The 16181-nt window shown below is 70.5% G+C and carries 15 protein-coding genes; 8 read left to right on the plus strand and 7 right to left on the minus strand.

Going from position 1 to position 16181, the window contains the following annotated elements:
• Positions 1-80 precede the first annotated feature (80 nt).
• The 5 genes from H4W80_RS45130 (at position 81) to H4W80_RS45150 (ending at position 6672) form a co-directional block, all read left to right on the plus strand.
• A complete protein-coding gene (locus H4W80_RS45130) occupies positions 81-2306 on the plus strand; it encodes a [protein-PII] uridylyltransferase (RefSeq protein ID WP_192790676.1) in 2226 nt (741 codons plus the stop codon).
• 163 nt (positions 2307-2469) lie between these two features.
• Positions 2470-5280, plus strand: a complete 2811-nt coding sequence (locus tag H4W80_RS45135; protein ID WP_192790677.1) for a sensor histidine kinase — start codon at positions 2470-2472, stop codon at positions 5278-5280.
• Between the two features lie 21 nt (positions 5281-5301).
• Positions 5302-5724: a roadblock/LC7 domain-containing protein gene (locus H4W80_RS45140; RefSeq protein WP_192790678.1), complete on the plus strand. Its 423-nt coding sequence runs from the start codon at positions 5302-5304 to the stop codon at positions 5722-5724.
• Positions 5725-5750: 26 nt separating this feature from the next.
• Positions 5751-6113, plus strand: coding sequence for a DUF742 domain-containing protein (locus H4W80_RS45145; protein ID WP_185071484.1), 363 nt, complete (start codon positions 5751-5753; stop codon positions 6111-6113).
• On the plus strand, positions 6094-6672 hold the full coding sequence (locus tag H4W80_RS45150; protein WP_192790679.1) for a GTP-binding protein: 579 nt from the start codon (positions 6094-6096) through the stop codon (positions 6670-6672). Before H4W80_RS45145 ends, H4W80_RS45150 begins: the two co-directional genes overlap by 20 nt.
• On the opposite strand, the gene H4W80_RS45155 is transcribed toward H4W80_RS45150, so the two are convergent.
• Positions 6669-7457 carry a nitroreductase/quinone reductase family protein gene (locus tag H4W80_RS45155; protein WP_318787351.1) on the minus strand — a complete coding sequence of 263 codons (789 nt, stop codon included), beginning with the start codon at positions 7455-7457 and terminating at the stop codon, positions 6669-6671. The genes H4W80_RS45150 and H4W80_RS45155 overlap by 4 nt on opposite strands.
• Positions 7458-7527: 70 nt before the next feature.
• Between H4W80_RS45155 and H4W80_RS45160 the strand changes: the two genes are divergently transcribed.
• Entirely contained in the window at positions 7528-7977 is a 450-nt protein-coding gene (locus H4W80_RS45160) for a MarR family winged helix-turn-helix transcriptional regulator (protein WP_192790681.1), read from the plus strand.
• Positions 7978-7981: 4 nt separating this feature from the next.
• Here the strand turns inward: H4W80_RS45160 and H4W80_RS45165 are convergent, their stop codons facing one another.
• Positions 7982-8746 (minus strand): TetR/AcrR family transcriptional regulator, encoded by a 765-nt coding sequence (locus H4W80_RS45165; protein WP_318787352.1) that lies wholly within the window; start codon positions 8744-8746, stop codon positions 7982-7984.
• Positions 8747-8828: 82 nt separating this feature from the next.
• On the opposite strand from H4W80_RS45165, the gene H4W80_RS45170 reads away from it, so the two are divergent.
• Both H4W80_RS45170 and H4W80_RS45175 read left to right on the plus strand, forming a co-directional pair.
• Complete coding sequence (locus H4W80_RS45170; protein ID WP_192790683.1) at positions 8829-9767, plus strand: ATP-binding cassette domain-containing protein; 939 nt, start codon at positions 8829-8831, stop codon at positions 9765-9767.
• Entirely contained in the window at positions 9764-10543 is a 780-nt protein-coding gene (locus H4W80_RS45175; protein WP_192790684.1) for an ABC transporter permease, read from the plus strand. Before H4W80_RS45170 ends, H4W80_RS45175 begins: the two co-directional genes overlap by 4 nt.
• Positions 10544-10547: 4 nt before the next feature.
• On the opposite strand, the gene H4W80_RS45180 is transcribed toward H4W80_RS45175, so the two are convergent.
• From H4W80_RS45180 to H4W80_RS45200, 5 genes are all read right to left on the minus strand, one after another.
• A complete protein-coding gene (locus H4W80_RS45180; protein WP_192790685.1) occupies positions 10548-10985 on the minus strand; it encodes a GbsR/MarR family transcriptional regulator in 438 nt (145 codons plus the stop codon).
• Positions 10986-11039: 54 nt separating this feature from the next.
• The gene (locus H4W80_RS45185) at positions 11040-11981 is read right to left on the minus strand and encodes an ABC transporter substrate-binding protein (RefSeq protein ID WP_192790686.1); all 942 of its coding nucleotides are present in this window, start codon (positions 11979-11981) and stop codon (positions 11040-11042) included.
• 50 nt (positions 11982-12031) lie between these two features.
• Entirely contained in the window at positions 12032-13003 is a 972-nt protein-coding gene (locus tag H4W80_RS45190) for an ABC transporter substrate-binding protein (RefSeq protein ID WP_192790687.1), read from the minus strand.
• On the minus strand, positions 13000-14913 hold the full coding sequence (locus H4W80_RS45195; protein WP_192790688.1) for an ABC transporter permease: 1914 nt from the start codon (positions 14911-14913) through the stop codon (positions 13000-13002). The genes H4W80_RS45190 and H4W80_RS45195 overlap by 4 nt, the downstream gene beginning before the upstream one ends.
• A gap of 67 nt (positions 14914-14980) precedes the next feature.
• Positions 14981-16060: a quaternary amine ABC transporter ATP-binding protein gene (locus H4W80_RS45200; RefSeq protein ID WP_192790689.1), complete on the minus strand. Its 1080-nt coding sequence runs from the start codon at positions 16058-16060 to the stop codon at positions 14981-14983.
• Positions 16061-16181 lie beyond the last annotated feature (121 nt).

Consider the following 16181-nt stretch of genomic DNA (forward strand, 5'->3'; position numbering starts at 1 on the left):
CGGGGCTCGGCCGATACGACGTATCCACGGCGACGCCCGGACGACGGCGTCCGGGCTGAGCCCAGCAAGGGGGCACAGCTTTGAGGGGAGAGGCCCGTTCGTTCGCCGCGGCCCGCAAGGAGCGGACCGCGGACACCGACCGCTGGCTCAAGGATCTCTTCCGCACGGCGAGCGACGGCGACCACGTCTCACTGGTCGCCGTCGGGAGCCTCGGGAGGGGCGAACTCGCACCGGGCAGTGACCTCGACCTGGTCCTGCTGCACAACGGGCGGGCCGACGTGGCCAGGATCGCGGACCGGATCTGGTATCCGGTCTGGGACTCCGCGGTCAACCTCGACCACTCCGTGCGGACGGTCGAGGAAGCGGTGAGCGTCGCCAGGCAGGACCTGAAGGCTGTGCTCGGCCTCATCCAGGCCAGGCACGTGGCCGGTGACGCCGAGCTGACCAGGAAGGCCAGGGAGGCGGTGCTGGCCGAGTGGCGGGCCGACTCCCGGCGCCGGCTCGGCGAGTTGCGTGACGCGGCCGACAAGCGGGCGCAGGTGAGCGGCGAGCTGGCCTTCCTGCTCGAACCCGATCTCAAGGACGGGCGCGGCGGGCTCCGCGACGTCCAGGCCATGCAGGCGGTGGCCGCCGCCTGGGTCGCCTCGGCGCCCGGCCCCAGGGCGCGCGAGGCGTACGAGTTCATCCTCGACGTGCGGCACGCGCTGCACGTCGTCACCGCCCGCGGCACCGACCGGCTGGTGCTGCAGGAGCAGGACGCCGTGGCGGGGGTGCTCGGCCTGCTCGACGCCGAGGCGCTCATGCGCAGGCTCGCCGAGGCGGGCCGTACCGTCTCCCACGCCTTCGACGGCACCTGGCGCACCGTTGACAGGCTCCTGTCAGGCCCCGCTCCCCGAGGCCGCCGCCCGCTGGCGGACGGCGTGGTCGAGCACGCCGGCGAGGTGGTGCTCGCCAGGGGGGTCGACCCGCGCAAGGACCCCGTGCTGGTGCTGCGCGCCGCCGCCGCGGCGGCCGACTCCGGGCTGCCGCTCGCCCCGGCGACGGTGTCCGTGCTCGCAGCTCAGTCACCTCCCATGCCGGTGCCGTGGCCGGAGGAGGCACGCGACTCGCTGGTGTCGATCCTCGGCGCGGGCCGCGCCGCCGTGCCCGTGTGGGAGGAGCTCGACCAGGCGGGCATCCTTGTCAAGTTGCTCCCTGACTGGGAACGCGTACGCCACCGTCCCCAGCGCAACCCGATCCACCGCTTCACGGTCGACCGGCACCTGATCGAGGCCGCCGCGAACGCCGCCAGCCACACGCGCGAGGTCTCCCGTCCCGACCTCCTGCTGATCAGCGCGCTCCTGCACGACGTCGGCAAGGGCTGGCCGGGGGACCACTCGGCCACCGGCGAGGTCGTGGTCCGCGACATCGCCACCCGCATCGGCCTGCCCGCGCAGGACGTCGACACCCTGGCCACCGTCGTACGCCACCACCTGCTGCTGCCCGAGACCGCCACCCGCAGGGACCTCGACGACCCCGTCACGATCGAGAAGGTCGCCGCCACCGTCGGCACCCGGGAGGTCCTCGACCTGCTGGCCGCGCTCGCGATCGCCGACGGCCACGCCACCGGGCCGGCCGCCTGGAACAGCTGGAAGGCCGGGCTCGTCGCCGACCTCGTGCGCCGGGTCAGGTCCGTGCTGGCCGGCTCGCCGCCGCCCAAGCCGCCGACCCTGTCGGCCGACCAGACCGCGCTCGCCCGGCACGGCGGCGGGGCCGTCCGCGTCAACGGGGGAGCCGTCACGGTCGTCGCCCCCGACCGGGTGGGGCTGCTCTGGAGCGCCGCCGGCGTGCTGTCCGCGCACCGGCTCATCGTGCGCTCCGCCTCGTCCGCCTCCGCGGGCTCCACCGCGGTGATCGAGTTCTCCGTCATCCCCGAGTACGGTTCCCCGCCCGACCCCGCGACCCTGGAGTCCGACCTCCGTCTCGTCCTTGCCGGCCGTCTTGACATCGAGCAGCGGCTGGCCCGCCGTGCGCGGGCCATGCGCCCGCCCCGCGTACCTGTGGCCCCACCTCGGGTGACACTGGTCGACGACGCCTCCGCGACCGCCACCGTGGTGGAAGTCAGGGCCCATGACAGGCCGGGGCTTCTGTGGCGTATCGGGCGGGCGTTCGGCGAGTGCGGTCTTGACGTGAGGGCCGCTCGCGTGGAGACTCTCGGCGCGGAGGCGGTGGACGTCTTCTATGTCGTGGATCGCGCCGGTCGCCCCCTCAGCGACGCCGCACAGAGGGCGCAAGTCCGCGATCAAGTCCTGGCCGCACTGCGATAACCAACAGCACACGACTACCGGTCACATGTGTAACGATTGTGTCCGAAATGCCCGGTAAGTCAGAAGCTGCGGATACCTTGTGGACGGCTTGAAGGCCCGTCGGGGACGGGACGATTGAGGGGTAGCGGAAGCAGTGACGGGGAACTCCGACAGCGGCCCAGCCGTGAAGCGGGACCGCGCGAAGCGGCCACTGCCACGCCTGGGCCTGAGAAACTGGCGCGTACGGTGGCGGCTCACCGCCCTCATCCTGGTGCCCACCATCGCCGGCGTCGTGCTCGGGGGAGCGCGAGTCGTCGGATCGGTGCAGAGCATCGGCGACTACGACCGCACGGCGACCGGGGCGGAGCAGGCGACCCATATCCGCGACCTCCTGCAGGCGATCGGGCTGGAGCGTGACACGGGCGGCTGGATCGGCGCCAACCGCGCCATGCGCAAGAAGCTCGCCCAGCCGCTCGCGGAGCGCAAGGCCGCGGTGGACGCGCTGGTCAAGACCGTGAACGCCGACCTCGACACCATCGACGACTCCTACGGCCCCCGCATCGTCAAAGCCGCCCAGCAGGTGCGGTACGACCTGGGCCGGCTGCCGAGGATCCGCGCCGAGGGCCAGACCGAGACCATCCGGTACGACTTCCTCACCGACACCCTGCTCAAGCTGCACGACGAGCTGAGCCTGCTGTCCGACGACCCGCAGATCATCGGCCAGTTCCGCGCCCTGAGCGCGCTCGCCGCGGCCAAGGAGGAGGTCTCCCGCCAGCGCGTCCAGCTGCTCCAGGCCTCCTACGACACCCGGCGGGTGGACGCCAAGGAGGTCGAGCAGTTCATCGCCTCCAACGCCCGCGAGCAGAGCGACATCTCCCAGGTCGGCGCGGAGGCCGGCGTCGAGGTCGGGCTCCAGCTGTCCAAGGCGCTCACCTCCCAGCCCGAGTACGTCAACGTCCAGCTCACCAAGGCGCGCGCGATCACGCTGGCCAGCGGCCGGGCGCCGGGCGTCCGGATCAGCGACAACCTGATCTCCGCCAACGGCAGCCGCGAGCAGTGGTTCAACGAGAACTCCGTGGCCGTCGACGTGCTGCACGGCATCGAGAAGGAGCTGGCCGGCCAGGTGAGCCTGCGCAGCAAGGAGCTGCGCGAGGCCGAGATCCGCAACGCGATCGTCGCTGGGATCCTGATCCTGGCGCTGCTGCTGCTGGTCCTGCTGCTCACCGTGGCCATCGCCCGCTCCATGGTCACCCCGCTGCGCCGGCTGCGCACCGAGGCGCTGGAGGTGGCCGGCTTCCGGCTCCCCGACGTGGTGCACCGGCTGCGGGCCAGCGGCGACGCGTCCGCCGGCGAGGTACGGCCGATCGAGGTCGAAGGCAACGACGAGATCGGCGAGGTCGCCAGGGCCTTCGACCAGGTCCACCAGCAGGCGGTGCGGCTGGCGGGCGAGGAGGCCGAGCTGCGCAGCAACATCAGCTCGATGTTCGTCAACCTCTCGCGCCGCACCCAGACGCTGGTCGAGCGGCAGATCTCGCTGATCGACGGCCTGGAGAAGGGCGAGCAGGACGGCACCCGGCTGGCCGACCTGTTCAAGCTCGACCACCTGGCCACCCGCATGCGCCGCAACTCCGAGAACCTCCTGGTCCTGGCCGGACACGAGGCCACCCGCCGGCGCAGCCAGCCGGCCAAGCTGGTCGACGTCGTACGCGCCGCGCTGTCGGAGGTCGAGGGCTACGAGCGCGTCCAGGTCAAGGTGCACCGGGCCACCTCCGTGCTCGGCAGCGCCGCCAACGACCTGGTCCACCTGGTCGCCGAGCTGGTCGAGAACGCCATCCAGTTCTCCCCGAGCAACTCCCAGGTCGTCGTCACCAGCAGCCTCATCGAGGGCGGCGGCGCGCTGCTGTCGGTGAGCGACACCGGCATCAGCATGACCGAGGAGGAGCTGGCCGAGGCCAACCGCCGCCTGGCCGAGCCGCCCGTCGTGGACGTGTCGGTCTCCCGGCGCATGGGCCTGTTCGTGGTCGGCCGCCTGGCGCTGCGCCACGGCATCCGGGTCCAGCTCAGGAGGGGCGACGGCGCCGGCCTGATCGCGATGGTGCTGCTCCCGCCCACGCTGATCGCCGACGGCACGCAGCAGCAGCCGCTGCCGCAGCGGCCCGCGTTCGGCGGCGGCACCGTGCCCACTCCGGCGAGCCCGCCCGTGCAGAACGGGACGTTCAGGTCGTTCGGCAGCTTCGACTCCTTCGACGGCGGCCGGCGTCCCGACGGGCCCGCCCCCAGACACAGTTTCCAGACCCCCGAGAGCACGCCGCCGGGACCGCGCTCGTTCGACAGCGGGCCGTACCACTCCGACCCCGGCAGGGCGGGCGTGAACGGGTTCACCGCCGACACCGACGGCGGCTCCTACCGCAGGCAGACGCACTCGCTCGACTCCGGCGTCTACCCGTCGTTCCCGAACACGGGCTCCTACCCATCCGGAAATGGCGCGTTCCAGACGCCTGCGCCGCCCCCGTCGTACCCCACGAACGACGTGCGCCGGCCCGACCCGACGCCCTCCGTCGAGGTGTCGCCGATGGAGCCGGAGCAGGAGGAGTTCCTGCCGATCTTCGCGGCCGTGGAGTCCGCCTGGTTCCGCAGGCCGCCGGAGGAGGCGGCGCCGCAGGTGCCCGGAGATGGTGAGGACAAGCCCCCGCAAGCCGTACCCTCTGGGGAGGAAGCGTGGCGAACGGCGGCCGACGCCGGTTGGCGCGCGGCGGCCGCTGCCGCCGAGCCCAGCCTCGGCGGCATGACCGCCGCCGGGCTACCGAAGCGCACCCCCAAGGCCAACCTGGTTCCCGGTACGGCGAACCAGCAGGCGCAGCCGCAGCAGCCGCAGCGGCCGGCTCCGATGCCGCCCGTATCGGCGGATCGGATGCGTAGCCGGATGGCCAGTTACCAGCAGGGTGTGCGACGGGGCCGCCAGGAAGTACGTGGACAGGAGGAACAGAGTGAGTGAGCGTCCCGCCGGGGAGGATGCGTGACAACCCTTAGCCACGAGGCGCACAGGTTCGACTGGCTGATCACCGACTTCGTGCGTAACACGCCCGGAGTCGCGCACGCCGTCGTCGTTTCGGCCGACGGCCTGTGCCTGGCCGCCTCCGAAGGCTTCCCGCCGGACCGGGCCGACCAGCTCGCCGCGGTCTCCGCGGGCCTGCTGAGCCTGACCGTGGGAGCGTCCAGGGTGTTCGAGGGCGGTTCTGTGACGCAGACCGTTGTCGAGATGCAGCGCGGCCTGCTCATCGTCATGGCGATCAGCGACGGCTCCGTCCTGACGGTGCTGGCGGGCCCCGACTGTGACATGGGTCTGGTGGCGTACCAGATGACGCTGCTGGTCGACCGGGCCGGGCAGGCGCTCACGCCGGCCCTGCGGGCTGAACTCCAGGCCGCCAGGACCCGGTGATGTGATGGAACTGATGGGAGAGGGCCGTGTACGGCGTTGACGGAGCCGGGGACGAAGAGCCCCTGTTCCGTCCTTACGCGGTGACGGGCGGCCGATCCGAGCCGCGCTATCACCTCGCGATGGAGACGTTGATCTCGTCGATGTCGATCCCGGACGACGAGATGGCCATGCTCACCCCCGAGCAGGAGGCCATCATGCAGTTGTGCAGGTCGTTCCGGTCGGTCGCCGAGATCTCGGCCCTGCTCCGCGTCCCGCTGGGCGTGGCCAGGGTGCTCGTGGCGGACATGTCCGACGAAGGACTCGTCCGCCTGCACCAGCCACGCCTCAGCCAGGGACAGCCAGACCTCAACATGCTCGAAAGGGTGCTCAGTGGACTACGCAGGCTCTAGCCCCGGGCTGACGTCGACGAAGATCGTCGTCGCCGGTGGGTTCGGCGTCGGTAAGACGACGTTCGTGGGGGCGGTGTCCGAGATCCTTCCGCTCACCACAGAAGCGGTGATGACGGACGCGTCCGCGGGCATCGACGACCTCGGTCTCACCCCCAACAAGCAGACCACCACGGTGGCCATGGACTTCGGCCGCCTCTCGCTCGACCGTGACCTGATCCTCTACCTGTTCGGCACGCCCGGGCAGCACCGGTTCTGGTTCATGTGGGACGACCTCGTACGCGGCGCCATCGGCGCGGTCGTGCTGCTCGACACCCGCCGGCTCGCCGACAGCTTCCCCGCCATCGACTACTTCGAAGAGGCGAAGCTGCCGTTCGTGGTCGGCGTCAACGGCTGGGACGGGCAGTTCCCGCACGCCGAACAGGAGGTCAGGGAGGCGCTCGCGCTGTCGCCGCACGTGCCGATCGTGCGGACCGACGCCCGCAACCGCGAGTCGGTCAAGGCGACGCTGATCTCGCTGGTGGAGCACGTCGTACGGCTGCGTGCCGCGCCCGTGCGCTAGCTCCAGGGAACGCTCTCCAGCGAGTTGAGCACCGGCACCAGCTGCTGCTCCTCGTAGGCGAAGTGGGCCTCCATCTCGCCGGCGATGCGCTCCAGCGTCGCCGGCCCGGGGGCCTCGCGCAGCTCGGCGACCAGCTCGGCGATCACCGCGTGCTCGGCGCGCAGCCGGTCGAGCGGCTCCTTCAGCTCGGGGAAGAGCTTCTCCAGATGCGGGAACGCCACCCGGTCCTCGCCGTTGTGATGGAAGGTCATCGCGTCGCAGAAGGCCAGGCAGTGCGCCCGCAGGTCGCCGGCGGGCGCCCCCTGGCGGACCTTGGCCAGCTCGCCCCTCAGGTGCTCGTGGATCCTGGCCAGCTCGTCCCCGAACGCCTCCAGCCGCTCGCGCTCGGGGTAGAGCGCGATGACCGGGATGACGCGCTCGGTCTTCTCCTGGTACGCGGCGAAGGCCGGGTCGATCGCGGCCTGGCGGGCGTACAGGCGGTCGCGCTCCTCGCCTTCGAGCGGCGCCGCCCGGGCCGCGAACCGGTCCGCTCCCAGCTCGACGACGACCCTCGGGTTGGCGAGCACGTTGTGGTACCAGGCCGGGTGGGCGTCGCCGCCCGCGTTGGAGGCGAACACCAGGACCCGCTCGCCGTCCCTCAGGTAGACGGCCGGGTTGGTGCGCCGCCGGCCCGTCCTGGCGCCCGTGGTGGTGAGCAGCACGAGGGGAGCGCCCTCGAACATGCCGCCCACCTTGCCGCCGTTCGCCCGGAACTCCTCGATCACCTGCTGATTGAAATCGGTCACGTCATATCCTTGGACGAGGCTTCGTATTTGCTTTGCAAGCAAAGCTAATTTAGACATCAAGGTGTTGGACATGTCAACAGACGGCTTGAGCGTGGACGACGGGATCAGGACGCTGCTGCTGCTGATGCCGCGCATGGTGGGGCGGGTCAAACGGCTGGGGGTGCCCCCTGAGCTGCAGTCGTTGTCCCTGGCGCCCCGGCACCTGTCGCTGCTGGCCTACCTGCTGTTCGACGGGCCGATGACGGTGAACGAGCTGGCGGCCCGGCTGGAGGTGGCGCCCGCGACCGTCAGCCTGATGGTGGGGGACCTGAGCAGGAAGGGCGTCCTTGACCGGCGCGAGGACGACGCGGACCGGCGCCGTACGATCGTGAGCATCGCGGACCGGCACCAGGAGTCGATCAACGAGTGGCTCGGCTACGGCGCCAAGGCGTGGCGCGAGGCCCTGGAGCCGCTCACGCCGGAGCAGCGGCGGATGTTCGTGGACACCCTGATGGCCTACGAAAGGGCCCTTTCAGGCTGAGCTGTCAGGCTGGGCGGCGGTTTATCAGGGCCTCGACGCCGTCGAGGACGCGCTCCAGGCCGAACTCGAAGGCGTGCTCCGGGCTGTAGGCGGCGTTGAGGGCCTCGCCCGCCGCCTGGCCGACGCGCGCGGCCGTGGGGTAGCGGGCGGCGTCGGAGATCCGGCTGAGGAAGGGTGCGTGCGCGGCCCACCACTGCTCGTCGGTCATGCCCGTCAGGCTCTCGGCCTGCGCCGCCTCGACCGCGCCGCGCGCCGCCCCGTGCACGAACCCGCTGACCAGCGTGATCACCGAGTCCATCTCCAGGTCCGTCAGCCCGATGCCGTCCACGGCGCGCAGCTCGTAGTCGTACTTGGCCGTGACGTTGGGCCCGAGCACCGGGCGGCTCGCCGCCACCTGCAGCAGCCACGGATGGCGCAGGTAGAGGGCCCAGTTCTCCCTGGCGATCTGCTCCAGCCGGCCCCGCCAGCCCCCGGGCACGTCGTCCGGCCTGGCCGTCTCGCCGTAGACGGTGTCGAGCATGACGTCGAACAGCTCGGGCTTGCCCGGCACGTACGTGTAGAGCGACATCGTCCCGACGCCCAGCCGCTCGGCCACGCGGCGCATGGACAGCGCCGCCAGCCCCTCGGCGTCGGCCACCTCGATGGCCGCGCGCACGATGCGGTCGACGCTCAGCTCGGGCTTGCCCTTGCGGCTGGCGCGCTCGCTGGTGCGCCAGAGCAGCGCCAGGCTGCGCGCGGGGTCGCCCTTCCCCGAGTACTCAACGGTCACAAACGTACGGTACACCGTACGGTTGCCGTCGTGAACCGTATGCTGTACGGTACAGCGTACGGAACTAGGGGAGGGGACACGCATGCCGGCGGTGCTCGCGCAGGACCTGCGCAAGAAGTACGGCGACAAGGCGGCGCTCGACGGGATCGACCTCGACGTGGGCCAGGGCACGGTCTGCGGCCTGCTCGGCCCCAACGGCGCGGGCAAGACCACGACCGTCCGCATCCTCACCACGCTCCTGCGCGCCTCGGGCGGCCGCGCGGAGGTGGCGGGGTTCGACGTGGCGACCCAGCCCCGGCAGGTACGCCGCAGCATCGGCCTGGTCGGCCAGCACGCCGCCGTGGACGAGATCCTGACCGGGCGGCAGAACCTGGAGCTGTTCGGCCGCCTCCACCACCTCGGCGCGTCGCGGGCCCGGGCCAGGGCGGATGAGCTGCTGGAGCGGTTCGGGCTGGACCACAAGGGGCCGGCCAAGGAGTATTCGGGCGGCATGCGCCGCAGGCTCGACCTCGCGGCCAGCCTGATCCTGGCGCCGCCCGTGCTGTTCCTCGACGAGCCGACGACGGGGCTGGACCCGCGCAGCCGCACGGAGATCTGGCGCGCGGTCCGCGACCTCGTCGCCGGCGGCACCACCGTGCTGCTGACCACGCAGTACCTGGAGGAGGCCGACCAGCTCGCGGACCGGATCGCGGTGATCGACGCCGGGCGGGTGGTGGCCGAGGGCACGCCGGACGAGCTCAAGTCCAAGCTCGGCGGCGACCGGCTCGACGTGGTGATCCACGACCCGGCGCGCCTCGACGAGGCCGCCGGGATCGTCGGCGGGGCGGCCTCGGGGCCGGCCGAGGTCGATCGGGACACCAGGCACGTGAGCGCGCCGGTGAGCGACCGGGTGCGGGCGCTCACGGAGGCGCTCGCGGCCCTGGCGGCGGCCGGGATCGAGGCCGAGGACGTGGCGGTGCGCCGCCCCACGCTCGACGAAGTCTTCCTGAACCTCACCGACCGCCGAGGGGGCGCCGTATGAGATGGGCTCTGGCAGACGGCTGGACCGTCGCCCGCCGCGACCTGATCCACTGGGCGAACCAGCCGATGACGGTCGTGTTCGGGATCCTCTTCCCCGTGGTGATCACGCTGGCCTTCGGCTACCTGTTCGGCGGCGCGGTCAAGGTGCCCGCGGGGGCCGACTACTTCGCCTTCCTCATGCCCGGCATGTACGGCATGACGATGCTCTTCGGTCTCAGCGCCACCATGATCGCCGTCGCCACCGACGTCTCCAAGGGCGTCACCGACCGCTTCCGCTCGATGCCCATGGCGCCTTCGGCCGTGCTGATCGGCCGGGCCGTCGCCGACCTGCTCAACTCGGTCCTGATCCTGGCCGGGCTGCTGGTCTGCGGCCTGGCGGTGGGCTGGCGGCCGTCCTCCTTCGCGGGCGCGCTGGGCGCCGTGGGCCTGCTGCTCCTGCTGCGCTTCGCGCTGCTCTGGGCCGGCATGTACCTGGGGCTGCTGCTCAGGGACCCGGGCGGGGTGGTGGCGATCCAGGTGCTGGAGTTCCCGGTCGGCTTCCTGTCGAACGCCTTCGTCGCCCCCGGCACGATGCCGGGCTGGCTGGGCGCGATCTCGGAGTGGAACCCGCTGTCGTCCACGGTGGCGGCGGCCAGGCAGCTCTTCGGGAACCCCGGCTGGGGCGGCGACTCCTGGGTGGCCCAGCACGCCGTCCTGATGGCGGTGTTCTGGCCGCTGGTGATCACCGCCGTCTTCTTCGTCCTGTCGGTACGCCTCTACCAGCGGCTCGACCGGTAGGGCGTCACCTCACCCGCTGGGTGAGCAGGGCGATGGAGCGCTGGGCCGAGCGGATCCGCCGGATCCGCTCCTCGTCCTCCCCGCCCAGCTCCAGCCCCTCCTCCGCGATCTCCCCGAACGCGGCGAACGAGGCCAGCCGCTGCCGCACGACCTTCTCGAACGCGTCGTCCTCGATGCGGTAGTACGTGGTGCGCTCGCCCGGCCGGGTGCGCCGCCGGACGAGGCCGATGGAGGTCAGCAGGCGCAGGTTGGACGTCATGGACGCCCGGCTGGCCCCGATCGCGTCGGCGATCTCGCCGGCGGACTGCTCGGCGGGGGTGCAGATCAGCAGCCAGCCCAGCACGCGGCCGGTGATGGGCGCCAGGCCCCAGGCCTCGCCGCAGAACGTCGCCACGCGCTCGACCCACTCGAGCGTCCGCTCGCGGTCGTCGGAAGGAGCCATGGGTTCAGCCTAGGCTGAAACGACTGTCACCCATGCCGCCTCGATCGCCGTCCCTCAGCGCGGGATCCAGTCCTTCCACACGATCTTGTTGTCCCGCACCCACCGCTCCGCGGCCTGCTCGGCGGTCATCTTCTCGTTGATCATGTCGCTGGCCACGGAGTTCTGGTCGTCGTTGGTCCAGGTGAAGTTGCGGACCAGCTCGTACGCCTTGCCGCCGGTCTGCGCGAACTTCTTGCTGACGATCTTGTCGAGCAGGTACGGCGGGTAGTCGCACGCGACCCGCTTGGCGTCGTCGTCGCAGCCCAGGGCGTAGGGCGGCAGCGCCACCTTGACCAGTTTGACCTTGGTGAACAGCCATTGCGGCTCGTAGAAATACATCAGCAGCGGCGTCCGATTCTTGGTGGCGAACTCGGCCGCTTTGATCAGCGCCGCCTCGCTGCCCGAGTAGACGACCCGGTAATTGAGCCCGAGGTTCTTGATGAGGACCTCGTCATTCGTCACGAATGTCGGATCTCCGTCCAGAACCTGTCCGGCATTTCCGGTTTTGTCGGTCCGGAAAAGGTGCGCGTACTTATTGAGGTTTCGGTAGTCCGTAATGTCGGGATATTTCTTGACCATCCACTCGGGGACGTACCACCCGATGACGCCCTGGTTCCCCGTGAGCCCGGCCGACAGCGCGACCTTCTTCTGCTCGATGAACTTCTTTTTCAGGTCGTTGTGGCCCCAGTTCTCGACGATCACATCGACCTTGCCCTCCTCGAAATCCTCCCAGGAGTCGCCCTCCTTCATGGTCCGCTTGTGCACCGAGTAGCCCAGCTCGTGCTCGAGCAGGTACGCCAGCACGGCGGCCTGGGCCTCGTACCCGACCCAGCCGTGGATGTCGATGTTGACGACGCCCTTCGGCCCCGTGGCGGAGCCGGGCTCCTCGCCGGAGCAGGCGGTCGTCAGCAGCAGGGCCGCGACCAGCGGCCCGACGAGCTTGTTCGTTCGCAGCATGAGGTCTCCCGGTGACCGCGGCCCCGCCCGGGGCCGCGGTCAAGAGGGCGTCACTTGGGGATCCAGGCCTGCCACTTGGCGGTGTTGGCCTCGATCCACTTCTTGGCGGCCTGCTCGCCGGTCAGGCCGTTGTTGGTCATGTCGTTGGCGACCGCGTTCTGGTCCTCGTTGGTCCAGCTGAAGTTCTTGACCAGCTCGTACGCCTTGCCGCCGGTGTCCGCGAACTTCTTGCTGACGATCTTGTCGAGGTCCATCTCCGGGTAGTCGCAGGCGACCTTCTTGGGGTCGGCGTCGCAGCCTTCGGTCCAGGCCGGCAGGTTGACGCGGACCAGGTCCACCTTGTCGAAGATCCAGTGCGGCGTCCAGAAGTAGAACAGCAGCGCCTTCTGCTGCTCCTGCGCCTGCGTGGCGGACTTGAGCAGGGCCGCCTCGCTGCCGCCGGTGACGACCTTGTAGTTCAGCTTCAGGTTCTTGACCAGGGCCTCGTCGTTGGTGACGTAGCTGGGATCACCGTCGAGGAGCTGGCCCTTGCCGCTGGACTCCGAGGTCTTGAACAGGGAGGCGTACTTGTTGAGGTTCTTGTAGTCGGTGATGTCCGGGTACTTGTCGGCCATCCACTTCGGGACGTACCAGCCGATGATGCCCTTGTTGCCGGTGGAGCCGGCCTCGACCGCGACCTTCTTCTCCTCGATGAACTTCTTCTTCAGGTCCGGGTGGCCCCAGTTCTCGATGATGACGTCGACGTCGCCGGTCTCGAAGCCCTCCCACGCGAGCTGCTCCTTGATCTCGGGCAGCTCGACGTTGTAGTGGAGCTCGTTCTTCAGCAGGTACGCGACGACGTTCGCGCTGGCCTCGTAGCCCACCCACGGGTTGATCGCGATCTTCACGGTCCCGGTGGCGGCGCTCGATCCGGAGGCCGCCGGAGCGGCGGAGGAGCTGGGAGAGGTCTCGACCGTGGCCCCGCCGCAACCGACAGCGGTGAGCCCGAGGGCGAGGAGGCCTGCGAGCAGGCGAATCTTCATGTGGATTTCCTTTTTCGGGGGGAGGGGCGCCTGTCGGCGCCCTGCGTGATGCGGTCGAGCATGACGCCGAGCAGCACGGTCGCGATGCCGGCCACGAAACCCATGCCGAAGTCGGGTCGCTGGGAGAATCCGACGACCACGTCGTAGCCGAGGGCCCCCGCCCCGACCAGACCGCCGACGACCACCATGGCCAGCGTCATCACGATGCCCTGGTTGGCCGCGAGCAGGATCGCCCGCCTGGCCATGGGCAGCTGCACCTTCCACAGGAGCTGGCCCGAGGTCGAGCCCGCCGAGGTGGCCGCCTCGACGACCGTGGCGGGCACGCCCTTGATGCCGTCCTCGACCAGCCGCACCACCGGCGGCACCGCGTAGATGACGGAGGCGAAGATCGCCGTGAACCGGGTGGTCTCGAACAGCGCCAGCGCCGGCAGCAGGTAGACGAACGCCGGCATGGTCTGCGCGGCGTCGAGTATGGGCCGCTGCACGGCCGAATATCGCGGCGAGCGGGCCGCGGCCACACCGAGCAGCAGGCCGGCGACCAGCGTGACGAGCACCGCGACGACGACCGTGGTCAGCGTCTGCATGGTGTGCTCCCAGACGCCGAGCAGCGCGATGGCCAGCAGGCAGCCGAGCGCCGTCAGCGCCGGGCGTACCCCGCTCACCCGCCAGGCCACGGTCAGCACCGCCAGGGCGACCAGCCACCACGGGGCCGAGGTGAGCAGCGTCTCCAGCGGGTTGAGCAGGGCGGCGGTCGTGAGGTCCTTGATGGACGTGGTCACCCCGTACCAGCTGGTCTCGGCCCAGCGGACGGCGTCGTTCACCTCGGCCACGAAGTTGACCGTGAGGCCGTCCGGCCACGTCCTGGGCAGCACGGGGATGAGCGCGACCCCGGCCACCGCCAGCACGCCGGCGGCGGCGAGGTCGAGCTTGCGAAGCCCCGCGTGGGGCCCGCGGTGGGCGATCGCCATCATGGTCCGGTCGAGCAGCACCGCCATGATGACGATGGCCAGGCCCGCCGGGAGCATGATGCCGACCTGCGCCCGCGACAGGCCGCGGATGATGTCGCCGCCCAGGCCGGGGGCGGAGATCAGGTTGGCGATGACGACCATGGACAGGGCCATCATGATCGTCTGGTTGACCGCCAGCGCCATCGTCGACCTGGCCAGCGGCAGGTGGACCTTGAACAGCGTCTGCCGGCCCGTCGCGCCCAGCGAGGCGGACGCCTCGACGGCCGTGGGCGAGACCTCGGAGATGGCCAGCGCGGTGATGCGGATGGCCGGCGGGATCGAGTAGATCATCGTCGCGATGGCCCCGGCCGGGGCGCCGATGTGGAAGAACAGCGCGAGCGGCGCCAGGTACGCGAACGTCGGCATGATCTGCATGACGTCCAGCACCGGCGTGATCACCCGCCGGACGCGCGCGGAGAGCCCGGCCCAGACGCCCAGCGGGATCCCGATCGCCAGCGACAGCAGCACCGAGACCGCGACCAGGGCCAGCGTGTCCACGCTCGACTGCCACAGCCCCAGGAACCCGAACGCGCTCACCCCCGCCACCGCGGCCAGCCCGATCCGCCAGCCGCCCGCCAGCCAGGCCAGCGCGCCCAGGACGCCGGTGATGCCGGGCCAGCCGAGCGCGTACAGGGTGGACTGGAACAGGCCGTACAACCAGCCCACGAAGAGCCGGATGTAGTTGAGGAAGTACAGGAAGAGCGGGTTGTCGTTGCGGTGGTCGTCGATCCACTCGCGCAGGTCGGTGACGGCCAGGAACTGCGGCGCCTCCTTGTCGTGCGGCAGCGTCGCCGTGCCGCGGAAGACCAGGTACGCCACCACGAACAGGACCGCCACCCCGGCGGGGGCCGCCCACTTCGGCAACCTCAGCCGGGAAGGCGTGCTGACGGCGGTACTGCTCATGCGCCCTCCTTCGTCGGTCGCATGAGCAGTGCCTGACTGTGTCCGATTGTTCGCTCGCTGCGCTCGCTCATGCCTTCACCGTGACGTCCGCGCCGGACAGGAAGGTCAGCAGGTCCACGCGGTCCACGACGCCCACGAGGTCGTCGCCGTCCACGACCCTGATGGGGCGGGAGGAGGCGGACGAGGCGCCGATGGCGTCCATGATGAGCGTGGTGGCCGGCAGGACGGGCCCGTCCAGCGGCTCGCCGGGCTCGGGCTCTCGGCAGATCCAGCGCAGCGTCAGCACGTGGCTCCTGGGCACGTCGCGGACGAAGTCGGCCACGTAGTCGTCGGCGGGCGCGCCCACCAGCTCCTCCGCGGTGCCGAGCTGCACGATCGAGCCCGCCCGCATGATCGCGATCCGCTCGCCCAGCTTCAGCGCCTCGGACAGGTCGTGCGTGATGAAGACCATCGTCTTGCCGACCTCCCGGTGCAGGCGGATCACCTCGGCCTGCATGTCGCGCCTGATCAGCGGGTCGAGCGCGCTGAACGGCTCGTCGAACAGCATCACCTGCGGGTCCACGGCCAGCGCGCGGGCCAGGCCGACGCGCTGCTGCATGCCGCCGGAGAGCTGGTCGGGGTAGGCGTCGGCGTACCCGTCGAGGCCGACGAGGGAGAGGATCTCCGCGGCCCGCGCGTGCCTGGCCGCCTTGGCGGTGCCCTGGATCTCCAGCCCGTACGCCACGTTGTCGATCACCTTGCGGTGCGGCAGCAGGCCGAAATGCTGGAAGACCATGCTGACCCGGTGGCGGCGGATCTCGCGGAGCCGGGCGGGGGAGGCGCGGCCGATGTCCTCGCCGCCGATCCTGATCTCGCCCGCGCTGGGCTCGATCAGCCGGGTGAGGCAGCGTACGAGGGTGGACTTGCCGCTGCCGGACAGGCCCATGACCACGAAGACCTCGCCCGGTCGCACCTCGAAGCTCACGTCTCTGACGGCGGCGGTGCAGCCGGTCTTCTCTCTCAGTGCGGCCTGGTCGAGATGCCTGTCCTCGCTGTCCAGGACTTTCTGCGCCCTGGATCCGAAGATCTTCCAAAGGCCCTCAACAGTGATGGCCGCGCTGTCGGGAGAATCCCCCACCCTCGCCTCCTTCTTTGACCGCCACAACATATGGGGCGATTAACGGAAATCTCAACGCCGTGACACTCCAGAGACCTCCATGCTTCTGGCGTGTTATGAGTTTGGAACGCGCCAAACCCCCACATTGGGACATTCAATGCCTTAAAGGCTT

Source organism: Nonomuraea angiospora (genome assembly GCF_014873145.1).
Taxonomy (GTDB): Bacteria; Actinomycetota; Actinomycetes; order Streptosporangiales; family Streptosporangiaceae; genus Nonomuraea; species Nonomuraea angiospora.